General features: G+C 71.0%; 27 protein-coding genes. 14 read left to right on the forward strand and 13 right to left on the reverse strand.

The genetic code is table 11. The features are described 5' to 3' along the window. Positions 1–3: 3 nt before the first annotated feature. A complete protein-coding gene (locus ACWDY5_RS33645; protein WP_449726210.1) occupies positions 4–675 on the reverse strand; it encodes a response regulator transcription factor in 672 nt (223 codons plus the stop codon). A gap of 173 nt (positions 676–848) precedes the next feature. On the opposite strand from ACWDY5_RS33645, the gene ACWDY5_RS33650 reads away from it, so the two are divergent. From ACWDY5_RS33650 to ACWDY5_RS33675, 6 genes are all read left to right on the forward strand, one after another. Beyond that, the gene (locus ACWDY5_RS33650; RefSeq protein WP_252486744.1) at positions 849–1,577 is read left to right on the forward strand and encodes an amino acid ABC transporter ATP-binding protein; all 729 of its coding nucleotides are present in this window, start codon (positions 849–851) and stop codon (positions 1,575–1,577) included. Between the two features lie 79 nt (positions 1,578–1,656). Then, entirely contained in the window at positions 1,657–2,469 is an 813-nt protein-coding gene (locus tag ACWDY5_RS33655; RefSeq protein ID WP_449726173.1) for a glutamate ABC transporter substrate-binding protein, read from the forward strand. Between the two features lie 80 nt (positions 2,470–2,549). Further along, entirely contained in the window at positions 2,550–3,236 is a 687-nt protein-coding gene (locus ACWDY5_RS33660; RefSeq protein ID WP_449726211.1) for an amino acid ABC transporter permease, read from the forward strand. Next, complete coding sequence (locus ACWDY5_RS33665; protein ID WP_449726174.1) at positions 3,233–4,147, forward strand: amino acid ABC transporter permease; 915 nt, start codon at positions 3,233–3,235, stop codon at positions 4,145–4,147. Before ACWDY5_RS33660 ends, ACWDY5_RS33665 begins: the two co-directional genes overlap by 4 nt. 65 nt (positions 4,148–4,212) lie before the next feature. After that, a complete protein-coding gene (locus ACWDY5_RS33670; RefSeq protein ID WP_449726175.1) occupies positions 4,213–5,058 on the forward strand; it encodes a transporter substrate-binding domain-containing protein in 846 nt (281 codons plus the stop codon). Positions 5,059–5,134: 76 nt separating this feature from the next. Beyond that, positions 5,135–5,533: a hypothetical protein gene (locus tag ACWDY5_RS33675; RefSeq protein WP_449726176.1), complete on the forward strand. Its 399-nt coding sequence runs from the start codon at positions 5,135–5,137 to the stop codon at positions 5,531–5,533. On the opposite strand, the gene ACWDY5_RS33680 is transcribed toward ACWDY5_RS33675, so the two are convergent. The 8 genes from ACWDY5_RS33680 to ACWDY5_RS33715 form a co-directional block, all read right to left on the reverse strand. Beyond that, entirely contained in the window at positions 5,530–6,360 is an 831-nt protein-coding gene (locus ACWDY5_RS33680; protein WP_449726177.1) for a hypothetical protein, read from the reverse strand. The genes ACWDY5_RS33675 and ACWDY5_RS33680 overlap by 4 nt on opposite strands. Beyond that, on the reverse strand, positions 6,338–7,099 hold the full coding sequence (locus tag ACWDY5_RS33685; RefSeq protein WP_449726178.1) for a hypothetical protein: 762 nt from the start codon (positions 7,097–7,099) through the stop codon (positions 6,338–6,340). The genes ACWDY5_RS33680 and ACWDY5_RS33685 overlap by 23 nt, the downstream gene beginning before the upstream one ends. A gap of 340 nt (positions 7,100–7,439) precedes the next feature. Beyond that, entirely contained in the window at positions 7,440–7,736 is a 297-nt protein-coding gene (locus ACWDY5_RS33690) for a hypothetical protein (protein WP_449726179.1), read from the reverse strand. Beyond that, positions 7,736–7,993 (reverse strand): SAV_915 family protein, encoded by a 258-nt coding sequence (locus ACWDY5_RS33695; RefSeq protein ID WP_449726180.1) that lies wholly within the window; start codon positions 7,991–7,993, stop codon positions 7,736–7,738. The genes ACWDY5_RS33690 and ACWDY5_RS33695 overlap by 1 nt, the downstream gene beginning before the upstream one ends. Positions 7,994–8,131: 138 nt before the next feature. Beyond that, positions 8,132–8,878 carry a succinate dehydrogenase/fumarate reductase iron-sulfur subunit gene (locus ACWDY5_RS33700; protein ID WP_449726181.1) on the reverse strand — a complete coding sequence of 249 codons (747 nt, stop codon included), beginning with the start codon at positions 8,876–8,878 and terminating at the stop codon, positions 8,132–8,134. A 1-nt stretch (position 8,879) separates the two neighbouring features. Further along, a complete protein-coding gene (locus ACWDY5_RS33705) occupies positions 8,880–10,805 on the reverse strand; it encodes a fumarate reductase/succinate dehydrogenase flavoprotein subunit (RefSeq protein WP_449726182.1) in 1,926 nt (641 codons plus the stop codon). A gap of 40 nt (positions 10,806–10,845) precedes the next feature. Further along, entirely contained in the window at positions 10,846–11,646 is an 801-nt protein-coding gene (locus ACWDY5_RS33710; RefSeq protein WP_449726183.1) for a hypothetical protein, read from the reverse strand. Positions 11,647–11,727: 81 nt separating this feature from the next. Then, positions 11,728–12,006: a hypothetical protein gene (locus tag ACWDY5_RS33715; RefSeq protein ID WP_252486756.1), complete on the reverse strand. Its 279-nt coding sequence runs from the start codon at positions 12,004–12,006 to the stop codon at positions 11,728–11,730. 261 nt (positions 12,007–12,267) lie between these two features. On the opposite strand from ACWDY5_RS33715, the gene edd reads away from it, so the two are divergent. From edd to ACWDY5_RS33730, 3 genes are all read left to right on the forward strand, one after another. Next, the gene (gene edd, locus ACWDY5_RS33720) at positions 12,268–14,127 is read left to right on the forward strand and encodes a phosphogluconate dehydratase (RefSeq protein ID WP_449726184.1); all 1,860 of its coding nucleotides are present in this window, start codon (positions 12,268–12,270) and stop codon (positions 14,125–14,127) included. Continuing rightward, a complete protein-coding gene (eda, locus tag ACWDY5_RS33725; protein WP_449726185.1) occupies positions 14,124–14,747 on the forward strand; it encodes a bifunctional 4-hydroxy-2-oxoglutarate aldolase/2-dehydro-3-deoxy-phosphogluconate aldolase in 624 nt (207 codons plus the stop codon). The genes edd and eda overlap by 4 nt, the downstream gene beginning before the upstream one ends. Positions 14,748–15,067: 320 nt before the next feature. Beyond that, the gene (locus ACWDY5_RS33730) at positions 15,068–15,838 is read left to right on the forward strand and encodes a helix-turn-helix domain-containing protein (RefSeq protein WP_449726186.1); all 771 of its coding nucleotides are present in this window, start codon (positions 15,068–15,070) and stop codon (positions 15,836–15,838) included. Between the two features lie 31 nt (positions 15,839–15,869). Here ACWDY5_RS33730 and ACWDY5_RS33735 read toward each other — a convergent pair whose 3' ends face one another. Further along, on the reverse strand, positions 15,870–17,369 hold the full coding sequence (locus ACWDY5_RS33735) for a flavin-containing monooxygenase (RefSeq protein WP_449726187.1): 1,500 nt from the start codon (positions 17,367–17,369) through the stop codon (positions 15,870–15,872). A gap of 190 nt (positions 17,370–17,559) precedes the next feature. On the opposite strand from ACWDY5_RS33735, the gene ACWDY5_RS33740 reads away from it, so the two are divergent. The 3 genes from ACWDY5_RS33740 to ACWDY5_RS33750 all read left to right on the forward strand — a co-directional run bounded on the left by ACWDY5_RS33740 (position 17,560) and on the right by ACWDY5_RS33750 (position 19,261). Next, a complete protein-coding gene (locus ACWDY5_RS33740; RefSeq protein ID WP_449726188.1) occupies positions 17,560–18,009 on the forward strand; it encodes a hypothetical protein in 450 nt (149 codons plus the stop codon). Between the two features lie 67 nt (positions 18,010–18,076). Continuing rightward, positions 18,077–18,595, forward strand: a complete 519-nt coding sequence (locus ACWDY5_RS33745; RefSeq protein WP_449726189.1) for a hypothetical protein — start codon at positions 18,077–18,079, stop codon at positions 18,593–18,595. A 138-nt stretch (positions 18,596–18,733) separates the two neighbouring features. Then, the gene (locus ACWDY5_RS33750; RefSeq protein WP_449726190.1) at positions 18,734–19,261 is read left to right on the forward strand and encodes a hypothetical protein; all 528 of its coding nucleotides are present in this window, start codon (positions 18,734–18,736) and stop codon (positions 19,259–19,261) included. A gap of 15 nt (positions 19,262–19,276) precedes the next feature. On the opposite strand, the gene ACWDY5_RS33755 is transcribed toward ACWDY5_RS33750, so the two are convergent. Then, on the reverse strand, positions 19,277–19,948 hold the full coding sequence (locus ACWDY5_RS33755; protein WP_449726191.1) for an HAD family hydrolase: 672 nt from the start codon (positions 19,946–19,948) through the stop codon (positions 19,277–19,279). Positions 19,949–20,017: 69 nt separating this feature from the next. Here ACWDY5_RS33755 and ACWDY5_RS33760 point away from each other — a divergent pair, with 69 nt between their 5' ends. After that, positions 20,018–20,428, forward strand: coding sequence for a PPOX class F420-dependent oxidoreductase (locus ACWDY5_RS33760; RefSeq protein WP_449726192.1), 411 nt, complete (start codon positions 20,018–20,020; stop codon positions 20,426–20,428). Then, positions 20,421–21,194: an APH(3') family aminoglycoside O-phosphotransferase gene (locus tag ACWDY5_RS33765; protein WP_449726193.1), complete on the forward strand. Its 774-nt coding sequence runs from the start codon at positions 20,421–20,423 to the stop codon at positions 21,192–21,194. The genes ACWDY5_RS33760 and ACWDY5_RS33765 overlap by 8 nt, the downstream gene beginning before the upstream one ends. 6 nt (positions 21,195–21,200) lie before the next feature. Here the strand turns inward: ACWDY5_RS33765 and ACWDY5_RS33770 are convergent, their stop codons facing one another. Both ACWDY5_RS33770 and ACWDY5_RS33775 read right to left on the reverse strand, forming a co-directional pair. Then, a complete protein-coding gene (locus ACWDY5_RS33770; RefSeq protein ID WP_449726194.1) occupies positions 21,201–21,776 on the reverse strand; it encodes a TetR/AcrR family transcriptional regulator in 576 nt (191 codons plus the stop codon). 55 nt (positions 21,777–21,831) lie between these two features. Continuing rightward, a complete protein-coding gene (locus ACWDY5_RS33775) occupies positions 21,832–22,215 on the reverse strand; it encodes an MmcQ/YjbR family DNA-binding protein (protein WP_449726195.1) in 384 nt (127 codons plus the stop codon). Positions 22,216–22,559 lie beyond the last annotated feature (344 nt).

A 22,559-nucleotide genomic window follows, 5' to 3' on the forward strand; every position in this document is an offset into this window, starting at 1 on the left:
CCGTCAGCCCTCGGCCGGGCTGGCCAGGCGGTAGCCGACCCCGCGCACGGTCTCCACCAGGTCAGGGCGGCCCAGCTTGGTGCGCAGGGTGGCGATGTGCACGTCCAGCGTCCGGTTCGCCCCCGACCAGGTGCGGCCCCAGACCTCGGCGATGATCCGTTCCCTGGTGCACACCGTGCCGCGCGCTTGGGCCAGCATGGCCAGCATCTGGAACTCCTTGCGGGACAGCGCGACCGGCGCGCCGGCCACGGTCACCTCGTACCGTCCCATGTGGACCTCGACATCACCGAAGGCCAGCGCCGCGCCAGGGGTGGCGCCGCCCTCGCCGCGCCGCCTGCGCACCGCGTGCACCCGCGCCACCAGCTCGCCGATGTCGTAGGGCTTGACCAGGTAGTCATCGGCCCCGGAGTGCAGCCCGAGGATCCGATCGTCGACCTCCCCGCGCGCGGACACCACGATCACCGCCACATCGCTGGCCGCGCGGATCGCCCGGCACAGGACGAACCCGTCGACGTCGGGCAGGCCCAGATCCAGCAGCACGACGTCGGCGTTGCCGACCGCCTCCAGCACGCCCTTGCCAGAGGGCAGGCGGGTGACCGCCATGCCGCGCCTGGTCAGCGCGGGCTCCAGCGCTTCCGCTACCCGGTCGTCATCCTCGACCAGCAGTACCCGCACGTGTGGTGCCTCCCGACTCACGTGGCTCATCCGTGACAGAGTTGAGACCCTAAGTCTTACTCAAGTGCCCTGGACTGGGGTGGTTTCCGACCCCTAGGTTTCCGCCATCGTCCACCACCCCGTGCTCTGCCGACTCTGGAGGTTTGATGACCTCGGCCGCCCACACTCCGCCGATGATCCGCATGGCGGGCGTGGACAAGTTCTTCGGGCCGCTGCACGTGCTGAAGAACATCGACCTGGAGGTGCCCAAGGGCCAGGTCGTGGTCGTGCTCGGCCCCTCCGGTTCCGGCAAGTCCACCCTGTGCCGGGCCATCAACCGGCTTGAGCCGATCAACTCCGGCGTCATCGAGGTCGACGGCAAGCAGCTGCCCGCCGAGGGCAAGCAGCTGGCCGCCCTGCGCGCCGACGTCGGCATGGTGTTCCAGCAGTTCAACCTGTTCGCGCACAAGACCATCCTCGAGAACGTGATGCTGGCGCCGGTCAAGGTGCGCAAGCTGAACAAGGCCGAGGCGCGGACCAAGGCGATGGAGCTGCTGGAGCGGGTCGGCATCGCCAACCAGGCCGAGAAGCACCCGGCCCAGCTCTCCGGCGGCCAGCAGCAGCGCGTGGCCATCGCCCGCGCGCTGGCCATGCGCCCGAAGGTGATGCTCTTCGACGAGCCCACCTCCGCCCTCGACCCGGAAATGGTCCAGGAAGTCCTGGACGTGATGACCACCCTGGCCAAGGACGGCATGACCATGCTCGTGGTCACCCACGAGATGGGCTTCGCCCGCAAGGCCGCGGACCGGGTCATCTTCATGGCCGACGGCGAGATCGTGGAGGACTCCACCCCGGAGGACTTCTTCACCAACCCGCGCTCGGCGCGGGCAAAGGACTTCCTTGGCAAGATCCTCACTCACTGAAACGCCGCGGCGACTCAGCGAGATGAATGGTCGAGGCACCCGCCTCGCAGTAGTTGAGATGATCCGAAAGGGACAGCAGATGCGCGTTACCCGAGTTCTGCAGGCAGGCGTGGCCGTCGCCGCCGCGGTCGCGCTCCTCTCCGCCTGCGGCGGGGGCGGCAACAGCGGCAGCGGCGGGGACAAGAAGCTCACGATCGGCATCAAGTTCGACCAGCCCGGCCTCGGCCAGAAGACCGGCACCGGCTACGAGGGCTTCGACGTCGACGTCGCGACCTACGTCGCCAAGGAGCTTGGTGTCGACGCCAAGAACATCAACTGGGTCGAGGCCAAGTCGGCTGACCGGGAGAGCCTGCTGAAGAAGGGTGACGTCGACTTCATCGCCGCCACCTACTCGATCACGGACAAGCGCAAGACCGAGGTCGACTTCGTCGGCCCGTACCTGGTCACCGGCCAGGACCTGCTGGTCAAGGCGGACAACACCGACATCGTCGGCCCGGAGTCGGTCAACGGCAAGAAGCTGTGCTCGGTGAAGGGCTCCACCTCGGCTGACACGGTGAAGACCAAGTTTGCCAACCAGGCGCAGCTGCAGCAGGTCGACGGCTACTCCCAGTGCCTCAACGGCCTGGACACCGGCACCATCGACGTGCTGACCACCGACGCCACCATCCTGGCCGGTCTGGCCGCCAAGCAGCCGGGCAAGTACAAGCTGGTCGGCAAGACCTTCACCACGGAGAACTACGGCATCGGCCTGAAGAAGGGCGACAACCGCCGCGCGGACATCGCCAAGGCCGTGGAGAAGATGTACTCCTCGGGCGAGTGGCAGAAGGCCATCAAGAAGAACCTCGGCGACATCTTCAAGGCGGGCGAGCCCCCGGCCCTGACCGAGAAGTGAGCTGACCTCTAGTTGAGCCCGGAGTGCCGGGCGCGGCGCAGCCCGTGCCCGGCACTTCGTTTACCCAGGTCGAGGAGACCATGCTGGACTTCCTGAGCGAGTACGACGTGCTCGGTGCCTTCTGGCTCACCGTGCAGCTCACCGTGTACTCGGCCATCGGCTCCCTGGTGTGGGGCACCGTGCTCGCGGGCATGCGGGTCAGTCCGGTCCCGATCATGCGGGCGTTCGGCACGGCCTATGTGAACATCATCCGGAACACGCCGCTGACGCTGATCATCGTGGCGATGTCGCTGGCGCTCTACAGCGTGCTCGGCCTGAAGCTGGCGCGTGAGCTGCCCGGTGACCTGACCTTCACCGACACCAACAACTTCCGGCTCGCGGTGCTCGGCTTCGTCATCTACACCTCGACCTTCGTCTGCGAGTCGATCCGGGCGGGCATCAATACGGTGCCGGTCGGCCAGGCCGAGGCCGCCAGGGCACTGGGGCTCGGTTTCGGGCAGACGCTGGGCATCGTGGTGCTGCCCCAGGCGTTCCGGGCCGTGGTCGCCCCGCTGGCCAGCGTGCTGATCGCGCTCACCAAGAACACCACCGTGGCCAGCGCGATCGGCGTGGCCGAGGCGGGGCTGCTGATGTACGACATGATCGAGAAGGAAAGTGACAAGATCATCCTGGTCTTCACGATCTTCGCACTGGGCTTCGTGCTGCTCACCTTGCCGACCGGACTGTTCCTCGGCTGGGTCAGCAAGAAGGTGGCGGTGAAGCGATGAGCGCGCCCTCGGTTCTCTACGACGCGCCCGGCCCCAAGGCCAGGGCCCGCAACGTCGCCTACTCGATCCTGTTCGTCGTGGTCCTGCTGGCGGCGATGTACTGGATCTTCGTCCAGCTCGGCGCCAAGGACCAGCTGCGCCCGGAGCTGTGGACGCCGTTCTTCACCGAGAGCACGGTGTGGACCGTGTTCCTGCTGCCCGGCCTGCTGAACACGCTCAAGGCCGCGGCGCTGTCCATCCTGATCGCACTGCCCATCGGCGCCCTCTTCGGCATCCTGCGGCTGTCCGACCACGTGTGGATCCGGGTGCCGGCGGCCACCGTGGTGGAGTTCTTCCGCGCCATCCCGGTGCTGCTGCTGATGGTGTTCGCGAACGAGTTCTACGCGGCCTTCACCGACGTGGGCCGGGACGAGCGCCCGCTGTTCGCGGTGGTCACCGGCCTGGTCCTGTACAACGCCTCAGTGCTGGCCGAGGTGGTGCGCGCGGGCATCCTGTCCCTGCCCAAGGGCCAGACCGAGGCGTCCATGGCGCTGGGCATGCGCAAGACCCAGACCATGCGGATGATCCTGCTGCCGCAGGCGGTGACGCTGATGCTGCCCGCGATCGTCAGCCAGATCGCGGTGATCGTGAAGGACACCGCGCTCGGCGGTGCGGTGCTGTCCTTCCCCGACGTGATGCGCCAGTTCCGGATCCTGCCGAACGAGTACGGCAACAACCTGATCCAGACCCTGCTGGTCATCGCGATCATCTACATCGCGATCAACAGTCTGCTCAGCTGGGTGGCCCTGCTGCTGGAGAAGCGGCTGTCCCGCCGCAACCGCCCGCCTCGCGGGGCCAAGGCCGACCACATGGAGCCGGTTGGCCCGGACCCGATGGCCGCGACCGGCATGCGCACCGGCAACGGCGTCTAGCTCCCCGATCTCGCCGACGGCCCGTCCCCATCCCGGGGGCGGGCCGTCGCCGTTAGGCTGGCCTGGTGCAGCGGATCGCCATCGTGGCCCTGACCGGTCTCCTCGTCCTGTCCGCCTGTGGCGGCGAGGACCCCGCCCCCGGCAGCACCGGCTCCCCTGGCACCAGCGTGTCCATCCCGCCGAGCTCCGAGCAGGCCAGTGGCTCCCCCACCATCGACAAGATCAAGGCCCGAGGGCGGATGGTGGTCGGGGTGGCGGACAACCTGCCGGGGGTGAGCAAGTACCACCAGGACGGCGGCAAGCACAGCGGGTTCGACATCAAGCTGGCCGAGGTGATCGCCACCGGACTCGGCCTGGCCAAGGACTCGGTCCGCTTCCGCAGCACCACCGAGGCCACCCGTCTGTCCACTTTGGAGAGTGGGGACGTGGACCTGGCCTTCGGCGGCATCAAGGCCAGCACTCAGCCGCAGATCGGGCTGGTCGGACCGTACCTGCCGGTGCACCAGGACCTGTTGGTGCGCAAGGAAACCAGCTCGGTGACCAGTGGCCAGCCGGTGTGCGTGGCGGCCAACTCCAGCGCGGCGGCGAAGGCCGAGACGGTCAGCCCCCGGGTGATCTCCGAACGCAACGGCGACACCTGCGTCGCGGCCCTGCGCGCGGGCACGGTGACCGCGTTCTCCGGTGACGACCTGGTGCTGCGCGGCTACGCGGCCGAGGAGAAGGGCGGCTTCACCGTGCTCGGCCGGGAGCTCACCAGCGAGGGCTACTTCATCGGCATCCCGGCCCGGGACCGCGCGCTGCGGGCGAAGCTGGCGGAGATCCTGACCAAGGCCATGGCCGACGGGTCCTGGGCGAAGCTGTTCCAGGAGAGCTTCGGCATCCCCGCGCCCACCCCGCCGAGCGTGAAGTAGTCACGGTCCGCTCTCGAACTCATCACCAGCGGCGTTCCGGGTTAACAACGGGCTGACCAGGGGCGACCCTGGAAGCATGCGTCCCGACCGGTACACCCCGATGGGCCAGGCAGGCCTGCTCGTCGGCGCCGCCACCATCGCGGTCGCCCTGGCGCTCTACCTCGGCGACCCGTCCCGCCTCCCGGGCGCGGCCGCCACCGCCGTGGCCGGCCTGGGCGCGGTCGCGCTCGGCCTGACCTTCCTGCGCCGCAGCGACCACCAGCGCCAGGCCCAGCTCCAGGAGGCCCGCGCCACCATCGAAGCCATCACCGACGACAACCTCCGCGACGCCCTGCACGCCAGCCTGGCGCTGAACCTGGCCGGAGTCCGGATCAGCCTGGCCGAACTGACCAAGCTGGCCACCCCGGAGCAGGCAGGAACGGGCAAGGGCACGATCACCGTCATCGGGCCGCATTCGCAGGCCCGCAAACGTTAGTCGAACCGCCCCGCCTGAGCCCGCCGCACCGCGGCCGGGGTGCCCAGTTCCGCCCGCAGCCCCGGCCGGGCCGCGTAGAAGTCCAGCATCCGGTAGGCCAGCACCGGATCCACCCCCAGCGCCCGCCCCTCGAGGAGTACCCCCGGCTCCCGCGGTGGCCCGCCGGAGAGCCAGGCCAGCCGCTGGTGCTCGATCCGGTTGTCGTACGCGCCCACCCACACCCGCGGACCGTCCCCGGCCACCGCGGTCACCAGCCGCACGCCGTCCCAGCCCAACCGGGAACGGAACCCCCAGCCGCGGTGCTCGATCCCCTCCGGCGTGAGCAGCAGCCACCCGCGCACGATCCGCCGGGTGAGCACCTGCGCCGGGTAGATCAGGAAGAACAGCCCGGCCAGGCCGAAGACCGCGGCGGCGGCCGAGGGAGCGACCACCTCCGGGCTGCGGCCGAGGTCGTGGGCGGCCAGGCCGAACAGCAGCGCCATCAGCACCGTGAGCAGGACCGGGCCCGCGAAGCCCAGCCAGGAGTACGGCAACAGGGTCCCCGGCCGGCCGGCCAGGTCCGTTGCCGTGCGCACGCCTCGCACCCGGCCCCGGCGGGTGCGCACCCGGCTGTCGTAGCCGACCAGCACGACCACCGCGAAGACCAGCCCGAACAACAGGAAGTACTTGACCGCCGGGTCGAACCGGCCGCCGCGCACCGCCGCCGCGCAGCCGAAGGACACCAGCGCGAGCAGCCCCAGCCAGCCCAGGGACAGGTACCAGCGCGCCCGGCCGGTGGGCCATTCCGGCGGCCAGGGCAGCGGTTCAGAAGATCGCGTCGAAGACATCACCCACCGCGTCCCCGACCGCCACCGCGGCGTTGCCGATCGCCTTACCGGTGTTGGCCACCGCCCGCGCGCCCGCCTCCACCGCGTCTCCGACCGCGCCGATCCCGTTCTCGTACAACGAGTCGATCGCACCCGAGGTGAACACCCCGACCGCCGCGCCCACCACCGCGCCGACGACCGTGCCCACCCCGGGCACCGGGATCACCGAGCCGATCGCCGCCCCGGTGGCCACGGACGCGGCGAACCCGCCCACCCCGGACACCACCGCCTGGCCAACCGGTTTGTCGGCCACCGCGATGTCGTAGACGATCCCGGCCGCCGCCAGCGCGCCGCCCACCTTCAGTCCGGTGGCCCGCGCCGCGACCTTGGTGTCGGCGGCGGCGCCGGCCAGCTGGGCGGCCCGGTGCCGGAAGGCGGTCGCGGTGTCCGCGTCCCGGTAGACCAGCGCCGGGTTCAGGCCGTCCGCGGCCTCGGCCAGCTTGGCGAACCTGGCGGCCTCACCGGCCAGTCGGGTGGACTCCGTCAGCGTGGCCGCCGCGCCCGCGGTGCGCAGTCCGTCCACCCCGCCGTTGACCAGGTCGGCGACCGTGATGAACCACTTGGTGCGCACGTCGTTCCACGCGTTGGCCAGGGTGTCCTCCAGGAACTTCTGCGCCCGCCGGGCCGACTCGGCGGCCGCCGCGGCCTCGCGGTAGGCGGTGGCCTGCCTCGGATCCGCGCCCGGCTCCGGCTCCAGCACCCGGTCCCCGTCGACCCGCAGCCCCGCCCCGCGGCGGCGGCCCGGATCCTGACCATGTCCTCCTGCACCCGGTGCAGACCCGCGGCGTAGTCGTCCAGTTGCTGGGCCACCCGCTGGGCGCCGGCGGCCAGGTCGTCGGCCTTGCGCGCACCGCCGGTCAGCTTGCTCCGGAACGCCTCGCCCGCCGTGCCCTGCCAACCCGCGTCGGTGTGGTTGCGGGCCTGGTAGAGCCGGTTCGCCGCCTCGGTCACGGTGGCGCCGAAGTGCGCCCGCAGCCAATGCGCGGCCCCGCGCACGCTGTCCGGCCGCCCCGGCACCCTGGTGTCCACGGGCATCCGGCTCACCTCGGCCGGTTGGGCTCGCCGCGGAGGGAGTCGGCGGCCTGGGTGTCGGTCTCGGCGTAGTCGGCGTTCCCGGTGGCGACCTGCTCGGCCGCGCCCGCCGCGCCCAGCACCAGCGCGCCCGCGTTGTCCAGGAACCTGGCCAGCATCCCGGTCACCACGGCGGTGGCGTTGCCCGCATCCGGCGGGCCGGGCACCGAGCGGGCCAGCCCATCCACATCCGCGCTGGTCTGCCGCAGGGTGCGGGCCACGCCGGCCAGCACGCCGAGGTCCACGACCTGCTTGCCGCCGGTCATCACCCAGCACCCCCGTGGCGCAGTTCCCCGGGAATGGCCACGTCCAGCAGCACCAGCTCAAACGGTCTGCTCTGCCGCAGGCGCTCCAGGTTCGGCGTCGGCACCACGACCCACGGCTGGTCCGGTCCGCAACAACGGATCAGGCGGTCCAGCGCCGAGTAGGCCAGCAGCGCCACCCGGCCGTCTTTCGTCTCGCGCATCTCCACGGTGATGTTCCCGCCGACTGGCTCCGCCTCCGCGCACGGCAGGTAGAGCATCGGCGGAAACTCCGGTGGGATCGGTGTCCCCGTTTCCGGCATGAGCGTCCCCCCTCCCGGTCTCGATTGAAACAGGAAGGAACACGCTCCGCAATCGTGTGATTACTACAGGTAATTAGCCGCTTGAACTGGCTTTTGTCATTCGTCCTTGCGCCGCCGGAACAGCTTGAGCAACGGGTCGTACCTCCGGTCCGCGACCCGTTCCTTCAGCGGGATCAGCGCATTGTCAGTGATCTTGATGTTTTCCGGGCAGACCTCGGTGCAGCACTTGGTGATGTTGCACAGTCCCAGCCCGTGCTGCGTCTGCGCGTCCTGGTGCCGGTCCGCCGCGTCGAGCGGGTGCATCTCCAGCTCCGCGATCCGCATCAGGAACCTCGGCCCGGAGAACGACTCCTTGTTCTCCTCGTGGTCACGCACCACGTGGCAGGTGTTCTGGCACAGGAAGCACTCGATGCACTTGCGGAACTCCTGGGAGCGTTCCACGTCGACCTGCTGCATCCGGTAGTCGCCGGCGGCCACGCCCTCCGGGGGCTTGAACGCCGGGACCTCGCGGGCCTTGGTGTAGTTGAACGAGACGTCGCAGACCAGGTCCCGCATCACCGGGAAGGTGCGCATCGGGGTGACGGTGACCGTCTCGTCCTCGGTGAAGGTGGACATGCGGGTCATGCACAGCAGGCGGGGTTTGCCGTTGATCTCGGCGGAGCAGGAACCGCATTTGCCCGCTTTGCAGTTCCAGCGGACGGCCAGGTCCGGGGCCTGGGTGGCTTGCAGGCGGTGGATGATGTCGAGGACCACCTCGCCCTCGTTGACCTCCACGGTGAAGTCGGTGAGGCCGCCGCCCGCGCTGTCGCCGCGCCAGACCCGGAAGTGCGCCTGGTAGCTCATCTCAGCTCCGCTCTTCCTGGCCGCCCGGATGCCCGGTCAGCTCGGCCTCGGTGTAGTACTTGCGCAGCTCGCCGATGTCGAAGAGCTCCAACAGGTCCGGGCGCATCGGCTGCGGCTGCTCCCTGGTCACCGCGACGGTGCGGCCTTCCTCGGAGCTGTCCGCGGTGCACACCAGGGTGGTGTCACGCCAGGCGGAGTCCATCGCCGGGTAGTCGTCGCGGGTGTGCCCGCCCCGGCTCTCCGTGCGCTCCAGGGCCGCCCTGGCCACGCATTCGCTGACCAGCAGCATGTTGGACAGGTCCAGTGCCAGGTGCCAGCCGGGGTTGAACTGGCGGTGGCCCTCCACGCCCGCCTGGGCCGCGCGGCGGCGCAGGTCGTCCAGCTTCTTCAGGGCCAGGGTCATCTCCTCGCCCTTGCGGATGATGCCGACCAGGTCGTTCATCACCTGCTGGAGCTCGGTGTGGATGGTGTACGGGTTCTCCACCGGGCCGTCCACGGCGGCCGCGGTGAACGGGGCCAGCGCCGCCTCCGCCGCACCGTCCACATCGGACTGGAGCACGGCGGGACGCACCGCGCCCAGACCCTCCACATAGGACGCCGCACCGGCGCCGGCGCGCTTGCCGAAGACCAGCAGGTCGGACAACGAGTTGCCGCCCAAGCGGTTCGAGCCGTGCATGCCGCCGGAGACCTCGCCGGCGGCGAACAGGCCCGGCACCCTGGACTGGCCGCTGTCCGGGTCGACCTGCACCCCGCCCATCACGTAGTGACAGGTCGGGCCGACCTCCATCGGCTCCGCGGTGATGTCCACATCGGCCAGTTCCTTGAACTGGTGGTGCATGGACGGCAGCCGCCGGATGATCTCCTCGGCTGGCAGCCTGCTGGAGACGTCCAGGAAGACCCCGCCGTGCGGCGAGCCCCTACCGGCCTTGACCTCGGAGTTGATCGCCCTGGCCACCTCGTCGCGGGGCAGCAGCTCCGGTGGGCGGAGGTTGTTGTCCGGGTCGGTGTACCAGCGGTCGCCCTCCTCCTCGGTCTTGGCGTACTTGTCCTTGAAGACCTCTGGCACGTAGTCGAACATGAACCGGCGGCCCTCGGAGTTGCGCAGCACGCCGCCGTCCCCGCGCACCGACTCGGTGACCAGGATGCCCTTCACGCTCGGCGGCCAGACCATGCCGGTCGGGTGGAACTGCACGAACTCCATGTTGATCAGCGAGGCGCCCGCGCGCATGGCCAGCGCGTGGCCGTCGCCGGTGTACTCCCAGGAGTTCGAGGTCACCTTGAACGACTTGCCGATGCCGCCGGTGGCCAGCACCACCGCCGGGGTCTCGAACAGCACGAACCGGCCGGACTCGCGCCAGTAGCCGAACGCGCCGGAGATCCGGTCGCCGTCCTTGAGCAGCTCGGTGACCGTGCACTCGGCGAAGACCTTCAGCCTGGCCTCGTAGTCACCGGACTCGGCGAAGTCCTCCTGTTGCAGGGACACGATCTTCTGTTGCAGGGTGCGGATCAGCTCAAGCCCGGTGCGGTCGCCGACGTGGGCCAGCCGCGGGTACTCGTGGCCGCCGAAGTTGCGCTGGCTGATCCGGCCGTCCTTGGTCCGGTCGAACAGCGCGCCGTAGGTCTCCAGCTCCCACACCCGCTGCGGCGCCTCCTGGGCGTGCAGCTCGGCCATCCGCCAGTTGTTCAGGAACTTGCCGCCGCGCATGGTGTCCCGGAAGTGCACCTTCCAGTTGTCCCCGGAGTTGACGTTGCCCATGGCCGCGGCGATACCGCCCTCGGCCATCACCGTGTGCGCCTTGCCGAACAGGGACTTGCACACGATCGCCACCCGCATGCCGTGTTCCCTGGCCTCGATCGCCGCGCGCAGGCCAGCGCCGCCGGCACCGATCACCACGACGTCGTAGCTGTGCCGTTCGACTTCACTCATGCCGTGTCAGATTCCCTTGGTTGTCAGAAGCCCGGGATGGTCAGTTGAACAGGCGCAGGTCGGTCAGCACGCCGCTGGCGACCAGCGAGACGTAGAGGTCCGCCAGGCCGACCGAGGCCAGTGAGGCCCAGGCCAGCTGCATGTGCCTGCTGTTGAGCTTGGACACCTTGGTCCACAGCCAGTACCGCACCGGGTGCTTGGAGAAGTGCGTGAGCCTGCCGCCGATGATGTGCCGGCAGGAGTGGCAGGACAGGGTGTACGCCCAGATCAGCACCACGTTGGTGACCAGGACCAGGGTGCCCAGTCCGATGCCGAAGCCGCCGTCCTTGCCGGTGAAGGCGATCACCGCGTCCCAGGTGAGGATGCTGGCCACCGGGATGGCCGCATAGAAGAAATAACGGTGGATGTTCTGCACGATCAGCGGGAACCGGGTCTCGCCGGTGTACTTCGCGTGCGGCTCGGCGACCGCGCAGGCCGGGGGCGAGAGCCAGAACGCCCGGTAGTAGGCCTTGCGGTAGTAGTAGCAGGTCAGCCGGAAGCCCAGCACGAACGGCAGCACGAACAGCGGCGGGGTGACCAGGAAGCCGAGATCGGGGAACCAGCGGCCGAAGTGGGCCGAGCCCTCCACACAGGCCTCGGACAGGCAGGGTGAGTAGAACGGCGCCAGGTACTGGTACTGGGGCACCCAGTACGCGCTGTTCATGAAGGTGCGGACCAGCCCGTAGATGACGAACGTGGCCAGTCCGGCGAAGGTCAGCAGCGGGGAAAGCCACCACCGGTCGGTGCGCAACGTGCGTGCGTCGATGCGCGCCCGACCGGCGGCGTTGTCGGAAACCGTCATGGTGTCCCTTGTTCGCTGGAGTCCGCGTCGTTGCGAGTCAGCGGGTGGTGCCCCGTCTCGACCGAGACGGTCCGGTCGTCCTTACCGGTGTGCCCGGTAGCCGCCGACGCCCTCGTCATCGGCCCCGCGCCACAGGTCGGGGTCGTACGGGGTGTCGGAGACGACGACCATCTCCCGTTCGCCCGCGGTGCGCGGGATCGGCAGGGAAGACAGTTCGGCGGCATCGATGTCGAGCCGGTCGACATCGTTGGCGATCCGCCGCACCGCGGTGGTGTCGCCATAGCGAAGCCGCAGCTGGGTGAGGCTCTGGCGGAGCTCGCCGATAGCTCGCTGCAGGGCGGCCAGTTCCGTGTCCGGCATACCGAACACCTCCCTCGACGCGTCGTGGTGGTCTCGCAGACTCTGCCTGGAAACTGGACCTTGTGACAAGGCCCACACGCCAGGTTTCATCCAGTGGCCTCAAACGGGCGAAATTGTGCGGCCTCACGCTTCTGTATCGGTTTTGCTGTTACCGGGGAGTTACGCCTAACGTGTGAGCCGTACTGACTGCCAGCTACGCGGCGCCAAGGTCGTCTCCGCGGGGCCACTCCGGTGGCCCAGTGACCGACGAGGAGCCACGGCATGAGCCAGCTGCATCCCGTGATAGCGGATGTGACCGCCAGGATCGCCGCCCGCAGTGCGCGTTCCCGCGCGGCCTACCTGCGGCGACTCGCCACCGCGGCCGGTGAGGGACCGGCGCGCGGCGGCCTGGGTTGCAGCAACCTGGCGCACGGGTTCGCGGGCATCACCGGCCCGGACCGGGCGTTGCTGCGGGCCAACCGGGCACCCGGGGTGGCCATCGTGAGCAGCTACAACGACATGCTCTCCGCGCACAAGCCGTTCGCCGACTACCCGGAGATCATCAAGGCCGCGGTGCGCGAGGCCGGTGGGGTGGCCCAGTTCGCCGGCGGCGTGCCGGCCATGTGCGACGGGATCACCCAGGGCCGGGGCGGCATGGAGCTGTCCCTGTTCAGCCGGGAGGTCATCGCGATGGCCACCGGCGTGGCGCTCTCGCACGAGATGTTCGACGGCGCGCTGCTGCTCGGCGTGTGCGACAAGATCGTGCCGGGCCTGCTGATCGGCGCGCTGGCCTTCGGGCACCTGCCGACCGTGCTGATCCCGGCCGGGCCGATGGCCTCCGGGCTGCCGAACAAGGAGAAGGCCAGGATCCGGCAGCTCTTCGCCGAGGGCAAGGCCACCCGCGAGGACCTGCTGGAGGCCGAGTCCGCCTCCTACCACTCGCCGGGGACCTGCACCTTCTACGGCACGGCCAACTCCAACCAGCTGGTCGTCGAGGTGATGGGCCTGCACCTGCCCGGCGCGAGCTTCGTGCCGCCGGACACCGGCCTGCGCCGGGCGCTGACCGAGCACGCCAGCCGCCGGGTGGTGGAGCTGGCGCACGGGCGCGGCGAGTACACCCCGATCGGCGAGGTGGTGGACGAGCGCAGCGTGGTCAACGGCGTGGTCGCGCTGCTGGCCACCGGCGGGTCCACCAACCACACCCTGCACCTGCCGGCCATCGCCGCGGCCGCGGGCATCCAGCTGACCTGGGACGACTTCAGCGACCTGTCCCGGGTGGTGCCGCTGCTGGCGCGGGTCTACCCCAACGGCAGCGCGGACATCAACCACTTCCACGCCGCGGGCGGGGTGCCCTACCTGGTCGGCGAGCTGCTGGCGGCCGGTCTGGTGCACGCCGACGTGCGCACCATCGCCGGTCCCGGCCTGCACCGCTACCGGCAGGAGCCGACCCTGCTCGACGGCGTGCTGACCTGGCGGGACGCGCCGGCGCACAGCCAGGCGCCGGAGGTGCTGACCTCGGTGCGCGCGCCGTTCGCCGCCGACGGCGGGCTGCGCGTGCTGCACGGCAACCTGGGCACCTCGGTGATCAAGGTGTCCGCGGTGGCGCCCGAGCACCGGGTGGTGCACGCGCCGGCGCGGGTCTTCACCGACCAGCACGCCGTCACCGCCGCCTTCGCCGCCGGTGAGGTGGACGGCGACGTGGTCGTGGTGGTGCGCAACCAGGGCCCGCGCGCCAACGGCATGCCGGAGCTGCACGGGCTGACCCCGGCGCTGGGCGTGCTGATGGACCGCGGCCACCGGGTCGCCCTGGTCACCGACGGCCGGATGTCCGGCGCCTCCGGCAAGATCCCGGCCGCCATCCAGCTCACCCCGGAGGCCGCGGTCGGCGGCATGCTGGCCAGGGTCCGCGACGGCGACATGATCCGCCTGGACGCCGAGGCGGGCATCCTGGAGGTCCTGGTGCCCGACGCCGAGCTGGCCGCCCGCGCGGTCGTGGACGGCCCGCCCGCCGAGGAGGAGTGGGTCGGCGTCGGCCGGGAGCTCTTCGGCGCGTTGCGCACCGCGGTCGGCCCGGCCAGCCAGGGCGCCAGTGTTTTCCCCCTGCCCGCGACCCCGGGCCTGCCGATGGAGGTAGTTCAGTGACCACCGCACGGGAGCTTCTCGCCGTCTCCCCCGTCATCCCGGTCGTCGTCATCGACGAGGTCGACCACGCCGTGCCGCTGGCGAAGGCGTTGGCGCGCGGCGGGATCGGCGTCATCGAGGTGACCCTGCGCACCGCGGCCGGCCTGCCCGCGATCGAGCGGATCGCGGCCGAGGTGCCGGAGATCCTGGTCGGCGCGGGCACCGTGATCACCCCGGACCAGGTGGACGCCTCGCTCAAGGCGGGCAGCCGGTTCCTGGTCACCCCGGGCACCACGGACAGCCTGCTGACCGCGCTGGAGGGCTCCGGCGTGCCGTTCCTGCCCGGCGCGGCCACCATCTCCGAGGCGCTGAAGCTGGCCGAGCGCGGGCACGACACGCTGAAGTTCTTCCCGGCCGAGCAGTCCGGCGGCACCACCTTCCTCAAGGCGCTCTCCGGTCCGCTGCCGCAGCTGCGGTTCTGCCCGACCGGCGGCATCACCGTCACCAGCGCCCGCGGCTACCTGGCGCTGCCGAACGTCTCCTGCGTCGGCGGTTCCTGGCTGACCCCGAAGGCCGCGCTGGCCGCCGGCGACTGGGCCGCGGTGGAGAAGCTGGCGGCGGAGGCCGCGGCGCTGGGCTGATGTTGCTGGGCTGATGTTGTTGCCCAGTCCGGGTTCTCGCCGGGGCCAGTCCCCGGCGAGCCCGGACACTTCACCGGTTCGGGTGGCCACCGCACCTCGGTCACCGGCGGCAAAGCCTTGCCCGCCAACAACTTCGCGCCAACCATCGCCCGCAGCGCCACCCGCGGCGGCGACCACCCCGCCCCGCCCCCGGCACCCCGGCACGCGCAGTGACTGTTTTCCCGCTTCTCGCTGTGCCACCCCGGCACACCCCCACACCTTTCAGCGATTCCCCCGCGCCACCCCACCCTCCGCCCCCACCCCCCAATACATTCGGTCCCATGCCCTCCCAACCCCCCTCCATCCGCGCCCGCGCCCTCGGCGCCGAACTGCGCCGCAAGCGCGAACAGGCCGGGTACACCGGCATGGACCTGGCCCGCCGCACCGGCTGGTCGCACAGCAAGATCTCCCGGCTGGAGACCGGCGACCGCGGCACCACCATCGCCGACGTGGCCTACGTGCTCGGCTTCTACGGCGCCAACGACACCGAGACCACCCGCCTGCTCGAACTGCTGCGGGACGCCCCCGAGGGCGTGTGGGCCTGCCCCCGCCCGCGCGCCTCGCAGGAGAACCAGGCCCGCTCGATCCAGACCTACGCCCCGGCGCTGATCCCGCCGCTGCTGCGCACCGAGGCCTACGCCGCGGTGCTCGGCCAGCCGCCGGAACGACCATCGCCGCTGCGCAGGGCCTATCCACCGACCGCGCTGTTCCACCTGGACGAGTCCGCGCTGCGCCGCACCGTCGGCGACGCCAAGGTGATGAACGACCAACTGCGACGCCTGGTCTCCCTCGGCAACTGGGAGCACGTGACGATCCGGGTGGTGCCGCTGTCCGCGGGCGCCCACCCCGGCCTGGCCGGCGCGTTCACCCTGCTGCACTACGGCGACGACCGCCCGGTGGTGCACCTGCCCCAGGAGACCCAGGACCTGTACCTGGAGTCCGAGGAGGACCTGGCCACCTACCGCCGCATCCTGACCGACCTGGACGAGATCTCCCTGTGCCAGAACAGGTCCCGCGACCTGATCACCCGCATGGCGCACGCCCTGAGCTGACCCGCCCCGTCCCTGCCGCCCGCCGCGGGCCTCAGCTGCTCAGCCGAGGCCCAGGCCGGGCCTCCGCGGCGGTCTCGTGCACCAGGTAGTCCGCCACGTCGAACTCCCCTACCCTGCGGGTCAGCTCACCGGTCGACCACGGCCAGGAGAAACTGTTGCGCCCGTTGGCATCCAGGTAGTAGCTGGAGCAGCCGCCCGCGTTGTACACGGTGCCGGCCAGCGCCCGCTGCGCCGCCGCGTTGAACCGCTCCTGCAGCTCCGGCCGCACCGACAGCGCGGGCCAGTCCCGCTCGGCCAGCAGCCGCACCGCGGACAGCACGTGCGCCAGCTGCGCCTCGATGATGGCCATCGCCGAGGAGTGCCCGGTGCCCAGGTTGGGGCCCAGCAACAGGAACAGGTTCGGGAACCCGGCCACCGAGGTGCCGAGATAGGCCCGGGGGCTGCCGCCCCACACCGCGGCCAGGCTGCGGCCCTGGGCGTCGAAGACCCGGTCGGCCACCGGCATGTCGGTGATGTGGAAGCCGGTGCCGAAGATGATCGCGTCCACCTCGCTGCGCCGCCCGTCCGCGCCGATGACCACGTTGCCCTCGATCCGGCTCAGCTCGGTCGGGTGCACGGTCACGTTGGGCTTGGTCAGCGACCGGTAGTAGGTGTTGGACAGCAGCAACCGCTTGCAGCCCAACGTGTAGTCCGGGGTCAGCACCACCCGCAGCGCGGGGTCCGGCACCGTGGCGCGCAGGTGCAGCCGTCCGGCCTGCTGCACGATCCGCAGCAGCCAGGGATGCCGGAAGCCCACGCCCAGCGCCTCCATCCCGGCGTACTCGGCCGCCCGCAGCGCCCGCTGCGCGCGCGGGAAGGTCCGCAGCAGCCAGCGTTCCAGCCGCGGCACGTGGTGGTCCGGCTTGGGCAGCACCCACTGCGCGGTCCGCTGGAACAGGTGCAGCTCGGCCACCTCGGGCGCGATCTTGGGCACGAACTGCACCGCGGAGGCCCCGCTGCCGACCACCGCGACCCGTTTGCCGGTGAGGTCGTAGTCGTGGTTCCAGCGCGCCGAGTGGAAGCTCTCGCCGGGGAAGTCCGCCAGCCCCGGGATCTCCGGCATCTTCGGCTGGTGCCACGGCCCGGCCCCGGCGATCAGCACCCGCGCGGTGTAGCGGCCCCCGGTGGTCTCCAGCACCCAGCGGGCGCCGTCCCAGCGCGCGGCCAGCACCTCCACCCCGAACCGCAGGTGCCCGGTGACCCGGTAGCGCACCGCCACGTCGGCCAGGTAGCGGCGGATCTCCGGCTGGGTGGCGAAGGCCCTGCGCCACTCCGGGTTGGGTGCGAAGGAGTAGGAGTACAGCGCCGAGGGCACGTCGCAGGCGCAGCCGGGGTAGGTGTTGTCCCGCCAGGTGCCGCCCAGCTCGGCGGCCTTCTCCAGCACCGCGAAGTCGGTGAAACCGCTCCCGCGCAGCCGCACCGCGGCCCCGATGCCCGAGGCGCCCGCACCCACCACGATCACGGGAAAGTCCCTGGTCAACCGGTTCGTCATGCGCTGACACCTCATTCCAGACAGCTGCCGTCCCACTTCCGCAACGAGCGGCGGCCGGTCGAGGTTCGCGCGCGCCGATCGTCACCTGATCGGGGGAAGTGGCAAAAAAGGTCCGGAAGATCGGCAACCAGCCGCGCCGCCGGGACGTGTCAGAAGTGTCAGCGCCTTTCTTCTGCCACGGGGGTGGACCATGACCGAGCTCGCGGAGTCCGTAGCGGCAAGCACGGACCTCGCTCAACGACTTCTGCACGCGCACGGCTACCGGGCGCTGCGACTGGGCATGAGCGAGGCGGACGCGGTGGCCACCGGGCTGCTCACCTCAGACGACACCAGCGGGGTGTGCCGCTTCTACCGGTTCGCCGGCTCCGAGGGCAGCCAGCCGAAGACCAGCGGGGTGTTCATCTCCCCGACCAACGGCGTGGTCATGATCGGCGGCACGTCCAAGATGCTGACCCCGCAAGGCATCTGGCGCGGCAGCGAGCTGGCCGACCTGCGCGACGCCTACCCGGTGCTGCGCCGCGACCGGCTGTGCGACTGGATCTACCGCGCGGCCGCGCCGGGAAATCCGCGCGCGCACTACTGGTTCACCGTGGACGGCGGCCGGGTCACCGACTTCGGCCTGCAGGCCAGCCAACTCTGAGAGAAGTTCCTCACCGACCAGCGCAGGGAGCGCCGGAGCATCATCAATCCTGTTGGGGGACAACGGAATGCACAAGCTCGTGCGTACGCCCGCGCCCGCGGTCGCCACGGCCGCGGCGCTCACCGTCCTGGGTGGCGCCACCGCCTCGGCCGCCCCGGACACGCTGCCCTTCCTCGGCCCGGACGGGTACAAGAGCCTGAAGCTGAACCAGAGCGAGGCGGAGGCGGCGGCCACCGGTCTGCTCACCGACAAGCAGCGGATGGGCAGCTGCACCACCTACCGGTTCGTGGCCAGCGAGGGCACCGGCTCCGAGTACGGCGACGTGGTGATCGGCTTGAACGGCAAGGTGCACTCGATCAACGCCACCTCGCGGATGCTCACCCGCGAGGGCGCCTGGGAGAACATGCACGTCAACGACCTCAAGGCGATCTACCCCGAGCTCGTCCGGGACCCGCGGCCCGCCCTGTACCGCGCCCCGGTCCCCGGCAACAGCGCCGCGATCTACGTGTTCACGGTGAACAACGACCAGGGCATCGCGACCGACATCTCGCTGCAGAACGACGAGGACCCCGGCTGCGGAGCCTGACCGGCCGTTGTCCCCCCGATGAGGGCGAAAAGTTCTCGTCCCCGAGGCAACCTCCGGCGGGAGCTGAACGTGTTTGATGGTGGAGCCGGTGCCAGGGGGGTGCCGGGCACAACTGAAACCCTCTGGGGGGACAAGTTCATGAAGGCGCTCGCGCGCAGGCTCGTGTCGGATGTCGCACTCCCCGCGGCGGCCAAGGTGCTGGGCAGCTTCTCCGCGCTGTCGGCGGCCCGGTCCGCGCTGCCCTACCTCGGTCCGGACGGCTACAAGTCGGTCAAGCTGAACATGACCGAGGCGCAGGCCGTGGCCACCGGGCTGCTCATCGGGCGGCGGGCGGCGGACGGCTGGGTCACCTACCGGTTCGTCGCGGGCGAGGGAACCGGCGCCGAGTCCGGTGACGTGGTGATCGGGCGCGACGGCCGGATCCAGTCCATCAGCGCGACCGCGCGGGCGCTCACCCGCGAGGGCGCCTGGAACAACATGCCGCTGAGCGACGTCAAGGCGATCTACCCTCGGCTCGCCCAGGACGAGCGGCAGCACCACCTGTTCCGGACGCCGGTGCCGGGCAGCGAGCACGCGAGCTACACCTTCGCGGTGAACGACGACAGCGTCGCCACCCGCGTCTCACTGCACCGAAACGACGCCCCGGGCTTCGTTTCGGTGCAGTGAGGAACCGGGCTCGGACTAGGGCCGCTGGAGCAGGGCCAGCGCCTCTGGGATCGAGTCCACCACCGGGCGGCCGGTGGCTGCCAGCTTCCGTCGGCTCATCACTCCCGTGGTGACCAGGACGCAGGCGGCGCCGGCCGCTTCGGCGGCGTCGGAGTCGTCGACCACGTCCCCGATCAGCACCACCTCGGCCGGGTCGAGCTGCTGCGCGGCCAGGTGCTCGATGAGGTGCTCGGCCTTGGAGCCGCCGCCGGTGTCCACCCGCAGCCCGTCCACCCTGGCGAACAGCTCCAGCAGGCCGAACTGGGTGATCAGCGGGACCAGCTCGTGGTGGAACCACATGGACAGCAGTGACTGGGTGCCGCCGGTGGCCGCCCAGCCGTGCAAGGCCGTCGGCACCCCGGTGGCCAGCGCGCAGGTGTCCAGCACCGCGCGGTAGGCCTCGTGGTAGGTCTTGTCCAGCTGGACCCAGTCCTCCACGCTCAGCTGCCGGTCCAGCAGCCGCTCGTAGCAGGCGACCAGCGGCCGGGAGAAGGTGTCCCGCCAGAAGTCCATGGTGATCGAGGGCCGCCCGAACCCGGCGCAGACCTGGTTCACCGAGTCGAGCACGGCCTGGTTGTCATCCAGCAGGGTGCCGTTCCAGTCCCAGACAACGTGGGTGGCGCGAAGTGTGTGGTCCCGAGTCGTCACGGCCGGATAGTAGGCGGTCGCACCGACAGCGCTCGCGCGATTATCCGGCCCTCGGGGCATGATGGGGTGATGGATCTCGCTGAGGCACGCCAGATCATCAGGGAGCAGCCGCGCGCGGTGCTGGCCACCACCCGCGCCGACGGCAGTCCGCAGATGTCGCCGGTGCTGGCCGCGGTCGCCGAGGACGGCGCGATCGTGGTCAGCAGCCGGACCACCGCGTTCAAGGTGAAGAACCTGCGCCGCGATCCCCGGGTGTGGCTGTGCGTGCTGCCGGATGCCTTCTTCGGGCGGTGGATCCAGGTCGAGGGCACGGCGAGCGTGCTGGAGCTGCCCGAGGCGATGCCCGGCCTGGAGGACTACTACCGCCGCGTGTCCGGCGAGCACCCGGACTGGGCGGAGTACCGCGCCGCGATGACCTCGGAGCAACGGGTGCTGGTGCGCATCGAGCCGACCCGCGCCGGCCCCGACCGCAGTGGCTGAACCACTCACCGAACTGGGCAGGCGGTACGGCCGGGACTGGACACCGGTCACCCTCGGCGAGTCCGGCGCCCAGGTCTGGCGGGCCGGCGAGGTCTATCTCAAGGTCGCCCTCACCCCGCCACACCCCGACCCGACCGCCGCCCCCGCCGCCGAGGCCGCCCGCTGCGCCTGGCTGGCCGCCCAGGGCTTCCCGGCCCCGGAGGTGGTGGAGCACGGCGACCGCGACGGCTTCTCCTGGCTGGTGACCCGGGCGCTGCCGGGCCGCCCGGTCAGCGACCCGTGGCCGGTCGAGCAGGCCGGGGGCGTGGTGGGCGCGGTGGCCGGCCTGGCCCGCGCGCTGCACGCCCTCCCGGTCGCCGACTGCCCGTTCGACCGCCGCCACGCGGTCACCGTGCCGCTGGCCAAGGCCGCCGCCGCGGCGGACCTGATCGACCTCACCGACCTGGCTCCCGAGTACGTGGGCTGGTCCGCCGCGGACCTGGTGGCCGAGCTCGACCGCACCCTCCCGGCCGACGAGGACCCGGTGGTCAGCCACGGTGACCTGTGCACCCCGAACGTCCTGCTCGACCCGGACACCCTCGCCGTGACCGGCGTGCTGGACCTGGGCCGCCTCGGCGTCGCCGACCGCCACCTGGACCTGGCGCTGGCCACCCGGAGCCTGACCCGCGCGGGCCTGGACCCGGCGCGTTTCCTGGCCCGCTACGACTTCACCGGCCTGGACCCGTCCCGGATCCGCTTCCACCGCCTGCTGGACGAGTTCTTCTGAACCCGGTCACTCCTCCGGCACGATCCGCCGCACCAGCTCCGGGACCAGGTCCTTGGCCGCGAACGGCCGCATCGCCTCCGGCAGGGTCAGGTGCTCGATCACCAGTCCGGTCATCGCCAGGTAGAGCAGGGCCACCGTCTCCGCCCCGCCCGGCAGCCCGCTGTCGGTGTGGAACTGGACGGAGGAGTCGAAGTTGGCCTGCAAGGTCTCGGTCAGCGCCGCCCGCAGCTCCGGCCGCCGGGTCGCCTCCAGCCGCAGCTCCTGCAACGCCAGGTACCCGGCCGGATCATGCTCGATCCGCGCCACCAGCTGGTGCATCAGGGTCTCCACCAGCTCCCGCCGCCGGGGCGCCCGCATGGTGACGGCCAGCTGCGCCGGATCCGGCCCCAGCCGCAGGTGGATCTGCCCGCCGACCTGGTTGAGCAGGTCGTCCCGGTTGGCGAAGTAGTTGGACGCGGTCCCGTTCGGCACCCCGGCCTCGACATCCACGGCCCGGAACGTCAACCCCCTGGCCCCCTCCCGCGCCAGCACCTCCACCGCCGCGTTGACCAGCGCCGCCCGCCGAGCCGGGTTCTGAACCACCAAGCCTCCCCCGCTAACCACTACAGGCATAGTACTGCGGGAACAGTAGTTGCCGCTACGCCCCATCCAGTCGAGCGATCAACGTTTTTGGCGCCACCACCCGGAAAGCGTCCTCGACCAGTTCCCCAACCTCGGCCCAGTCCAGCCCACCCACATCCAGGTAGACCCCGAGCCACCCCCGGTGCCCGACATAGGGCGGCCGGAAATAGCGCTCCGGCTCAGCCCCGACCAGCGCTTCCTGGGCGCCGAGCGGGGCCGCGCACCAGAAGGCGAGGCGGTTGTCGTGGTGGTGGTTGGCGTACATGACGAAGGTCTTCTTGCCACGGATGAACCAGGTCGGCTCGCCGTGGCTCAGGCGCTCGGTGGTCTCGGGGAGGGCGAGACACAGGGCGCGCAGGGACTCCAGTGGGTCGGGCGGCGGCTTCGGCGGCTTCGGCATGGGTGGCGGCTCCCGGGTTCCGGTGGGTTGGGTGGTTCCGGTGGCGGGGTGGGGCGGGGCGGTGGGGCTGGGCTGCGCGGTGGGGGAGCGAAGGCGGGGCGCAGTGGAAGCGCGGCTGAGGCGGGAAGGCGGCTGGGGCAAGTCGGAGGCGGGGCTGGCACGGCGGGGCGGGGCGAGGCTGGGCGGGGCTGGCACGGCGGGGCGGGGCGGGGCTGGCGGGGCTGGGCTGGGCGGGGCTGGGCTGGGCTGGGCGGGGCGACGTTCGGCGAGAGCGGCCTCGGCAACGCGGCTTCCCCAGTGGTGCGTCTTCCCCGGCGGCGCAACTTCCCCAGCGGTGCGGCTTC

Source organism: Crossiella sp. NPDC003009, from assembly GCF_053591555.1.